The sequence below is a fragment of the Moorena sp. SIO2C4 genome (genome assembly GCF_010672485.1).
In the GTDB taxonomy this organism is placed as follows: domain Bacteria; phylum Cyanobacteriota; class Cyanobacteriia; order Cyanobacteriales; family Coleofasciculaceae; genus Moorena; species Moorena producens.
This window is the reverse complement of sequence record NZ_JAAHGN010000627.1, coordinates 1-4,379: the sequence shown is the minus strand read 5'-3', so window position 1 is coordinate 4,379 and position 4,379 is coordinate 1. Positions and strand designations below refer to the sequence as shown.

At 42.8% G+C, this 4,379-nt stretch carries 2 protein-coding genes and 1 pseudogene; all 3 read right to left on the bottom strand.

Annotated elements, in window-relative coordinates; translation table 11 throughout:
- The coding region (locus tag F6K20_RS25905; RefSeq protein ID WP_287296562.1) for an RNA polymerase sigma factor at positions 1 to 1,086 on the bottom strand (1,086 nt) is incomplete at its 3' end.
- An 853-nt stretch (positions 1,087 to 1,939) separates the two neighbouring features.
- Positions 1,940 to 2,320, bottom strand: a pseudogene (dhaM, locus tag F6K20_RS25900) (dihydroxyacetone kinase phosphoryl donor subunit DhaM); the annotation flags it as partial.
- Positions 2,321 to 2,434: 114 nt separating this feature from the next.
- Entirely contained in the window at positions 2,435 to 3,568 is a 1,134-nt protein-coding gene (locus F6K20_RS25895; protein WP_008178992.1) for a HEAT repeat domain-containing protein, read from the bottom strand.
- Between the last annotated feature and the right edge of the window lie 811 nt (positions 3,569 to 4,379).

The window sequence follows — 4,379 nt, the reverse complement described above, 5'->3', positions numbered from 1 at the left end:
TCTCCCCAATAGTGATTTTCCAGCCAAGGGGAGTAATGCCTGGGAGCTTCTTGGTCTGCTTAAAATTTGCTGGTTTTTGCTGTCCCTACTTCTGGGCTCTTTTTTAATTGGGATTACTTTTGGTAGTTCAGATAGTGGCTCAACTGCCAATGCTGGTTCTACCAGTGACGTTATCTCCACTGCTGGCTTAACTGCCAAATCTGGCTTATCCAGTGAAGTTATCTCTACTCCCGTTTTGTCTAAATCCTTATAAGGCTCTTCGACTGAAACAGACTCCGACACTGGCATCTGCCTTAAAGACTCCAACTTCTCAGTTTTCTCCTGCTCCCCTTTTCCTATCTCTTGGTTTGAGGGAGTTACATCGCTTTCTCTGTCTTTTTCTTCCTTACTCTCCTGCTCTTCTACTCCCCTAATCTCCTGCAATTTGGCGATCTCCCCGTAAGCCTTCTGATCCAACCCGGCCCGATACTTAGTTAACCGCTTTTGCAGTATCCCCCTAGCTCGTTGGATACGTTTACGAACGCTATCGTTGGAAATTGCCAGTCGTTGAGCTATCTCTTGGTAAGATAAATCCTGCTCAAAGCGCAAGACACATACCTGGCGCTGATTCTCGGGCAAATCCTCTAGAGCACTTTGGATTACCTCTAATAGTTCCCTCTTTTCTACAACCAAACCTGGGCTATCGAATTCCGTAACCAACCCATTCCCCTCTAGCACTGCCATCCCTTCCAGGTTTTCTACTCCGATTGCCCCAGAGTTGTTTTCTCGATGTCGGTCTATACAGAAGTTACGGGCAAATTTAGTCAGCCATCCTTTGAGATTGGTAATCTTTGGGGCAAATTTGGGCAATTTTTCCCAAGCCTTGAGCATGATCCCAGAAAGAGCATCTTGTGCTTGGGAGGGATTACCCCCCATCCAGCTCAAGCAGCGATGGTAAAGATAGTCTTTATAGTTGTCCCACAGGGGCCAAAAGGCGCTGCTATCGCCATCAGACAGTTTTTCCAGGAGGGGCTCGACCCAAAAAGCGGTATTGTTTTCAGCATTTTCGCCCCATGGGCGATGAGAACTGAGGTTTGTTGCCAGCATAAGTCCTGTTGATGCACCGAAATCAAGGGCAGCATGTCACTGATGCAAAGCATTTTTACTAAAGCTATAGTCCCCTCATGGGTTTGAGCTTGCTCTGATAGCAAATAGTTCATATGTTGTGCAACTTTTACCTGCTCCCGAAATCAAGTATTCCATACTCGTTCGAGTAAAACCAGTCACGGAAGTCTGCTTAAGACTTCAAATCAAGTCATAGCTTGACTTGGGATTTTTGTTAATTTTATTTAAGCTTTATCCTGCTCTTTTACTTAACTTGAACTTCACTTAAAGCCCCTACTAAACATTAACCTCTAACCTTCAACACACCAACGTCTGTAAATTACCAATCACGTCCTGATTAGGCTATCTAGGGTGGACAAAATTCAATCAAAAATTTCATTTTAATGAAATTTTTGATTATTTTTACTGTATCTAAATGGTTAAATATCGATAACTAAACTCTATGTCTAAAGACAGACAAAAGCAGTCCTTCCCATAGTTCATGGGGTTTGTCATTGATTTTGATCAAGAAATTGGACTGGTATAGCAGAAGTCAGAAGTCAGAAGTCATTTGTCAGAAGTAAAACTCTTGCGCTTACAAAGGGTGTGAGACTTTTGTCATGTCCTAACTGCCCTGGCGACTGCTATCAGCTATCAGCTATCAGCCATCAGCTATCAGCTATCAGTTTATGGGCAGGCCACGGGAACAGCTTTTTAATAAAACAGGTAAGCATTGGAATAATGCTGAGTTACATCTGCTGACAGCTGACCGCTGACAGCTGAATGCTTACTTGGACTGTGTGCTGAAACCCTACCAGTAGCGGGAATCCCAACTAAAGTATCAAGTGTCACCGATCAAGGCTGATCTAGCTAATCCAATCCCTTGGTCGATATCACCACCAGCCGCAGCTTGGACAACGGCTGCGATCGCACCTTCCACTAATGGCGCTTCGCACAATCTTACCTTGCTTTTCTGGTCTTCATCCAGAAACTCCAGTGCCATTTCCGCACTCAGCACTGCACTACCTAGATCCATCAATACTACTACCCCAGCATCGGAGTAAACCGACTCAATGGCAGCTTGGACTTGCAGCACATCGGTACCAAAGGGATTTTCTGGGTCATCAATACCCGCTGCGATCGCAATCGGTACTGAGGTCTGAACCATCTGTTCAGCTAATTCCTTGACCCCAGCTGCTAGCTTAGCACTGTGGGAGATTATCACAATTCCAATCATAAGGGATAATAGATTTCAGGTTGCTACAGCTATCGGAACGACTTCAGTCATTTGCCACCACAAAACCAAATCAGCCTGGTGATCGCGTTCCGATTCGACGCAGTGTTAGCTGGTCTATCCATGGGAGCGATTTAGATTGAGCCTAACTAGTTGATCTATCTCTTCTTTTGTATCTGGTAAGCCGAACATTCTAAGCACATCGATCATGTTACCGTAAATCGAATTTGGAGTTAGCCAAGCTTTTTTGGCAATTGCTATAATAGCCTGACATTGGGATCCAGAAAGGTGATTTATATTCGCTATTTTTCCTTGTGGCCTTAGTGCCACTACTAATAAGCCAATTCCAAAATTATCTCCTACAAAATTACTCCTCATCACTTGCTTGGTGTACCACGGTAAAATACGCTCTGCATATTTAGAACTTGCTATTGCAACAGGAATTGCCATGTTAGGGGTGAATCGTCCCACACTTGGTAATTCTTCATATTCACCAATCATTCCCTCATCAGCAGTTAACAATATTTCCACTAGGGCGTTAAGTGCCTCCTCAGGAGTCTGTACCCCAGAACAGGTAGTAAACCATGCCAGGGCAACGCATTGTGGAAGTCTGTTTTTTTCGCTCCGCCAAAATTCCTCAAACAAAGCTTGCTGATTTGCATAATCAAGTTTTCCTAAGACATGTAATATATTGGCTCGTACTTGTGGATCATTTTCTGTTTTTAGGTGGTTAATCAGTTCAGGAATAGAGCGCTCACGCAAGTCAGGTAAAACTGAGAGTAGATGAGATACATAAAGGCGGTTCAACTTCTCGTTATCATCGAGCATCAGACAATAAACAGGGAGATGTTTTTCTAATTCAGTACGTAAGTCAGCAACCCAGTTAAGTTCCTCTTGAAACCTGGCTTTAAACTCTGGGGTTTCACGCACGTCTTTAAACAAGAAAAGATGTTGGTGGTTATTGTGAAAACTCCCCACCGCTGCTAAACTAGACAGCAAATCAAGGGTAAAATGCTTGTGTTTAATAGTGGATTCCTGCAAAATTTCTATCATAAAAGGAACAGCGGCAACTGCTGCGGTATAGACTGATCCTTGATAATAGAGAGTTGAGTAGAGGTGATTAAACGCTTTTTCTTGGTCTGATGGATTTGAAGAAGTAAGGAGCCGCAAATACTTTGGTGTATCTTCTGCCCCTCCATAAGCATGTTTTAAGGATGTCCAGGGGACGTTGTCGAGATTTTCTAATACCATTTATTGTCTCCAATATTTGCCAGATAACTATTAATTTAAGCGCCACGTTTAAGCGCCAAGGGCGGTCTAATACAACGGATTGACTGAAAAAACTTCTAAAACCCTTGATTTTACCTAGGGAGCGGTTGAGCGGTAGCGAAACCCAACCAAACCATAAGCTGCCTTGGGTTGAACATAGTGAAAGCCCAACTACAAAGCCAGATTTGTCAGTCAAGCAGCCTTAAGGGTATGAAGTGTTAGGTTTTCTATTTTAAGTCTTCCCATCTTTAACAAAAATAAAACCAAACCCGAACAACTCTATCCCTCACTCATTTTTCCTCTGTAAGCATTCAGCTATCAGCCAAACTATCAACAACGGCTGAATACTTTTAGGTTCAGGCAATTATACCTATTTCAAAGACTAGCTAAACTTGCTACCATTATAATCATAATATTGTAACTAATTATTACAATTTTTATAAATTGCCTTGATTTTTTTTATTTTGAGTTTGACAATAACCATAGGCAAATGTTATACTATACTCATAACAAAAAGAGCCGCGCTCTTCGGCGAGCAACCAGGAAGCGCGGTGGGTGCATCTCAGTTTTGCAATTAGGCAAAAATTCGGGAGAAAATTCCCACACTCCCCGGGCCCGGGCCCCACACTTCCTTTTTTACAAATATGAGATGCACCCGACTATAAAGGGAGCAGGTCAAATAAGCCTAACAAATGAACTACTTGACAAAACAACAAAAATCCGGTCTTAGTTGCAGAACAGATGAACTATTTACCAGATCAGCAAGCAATTACCCATCAGGGGGCTATAGTAA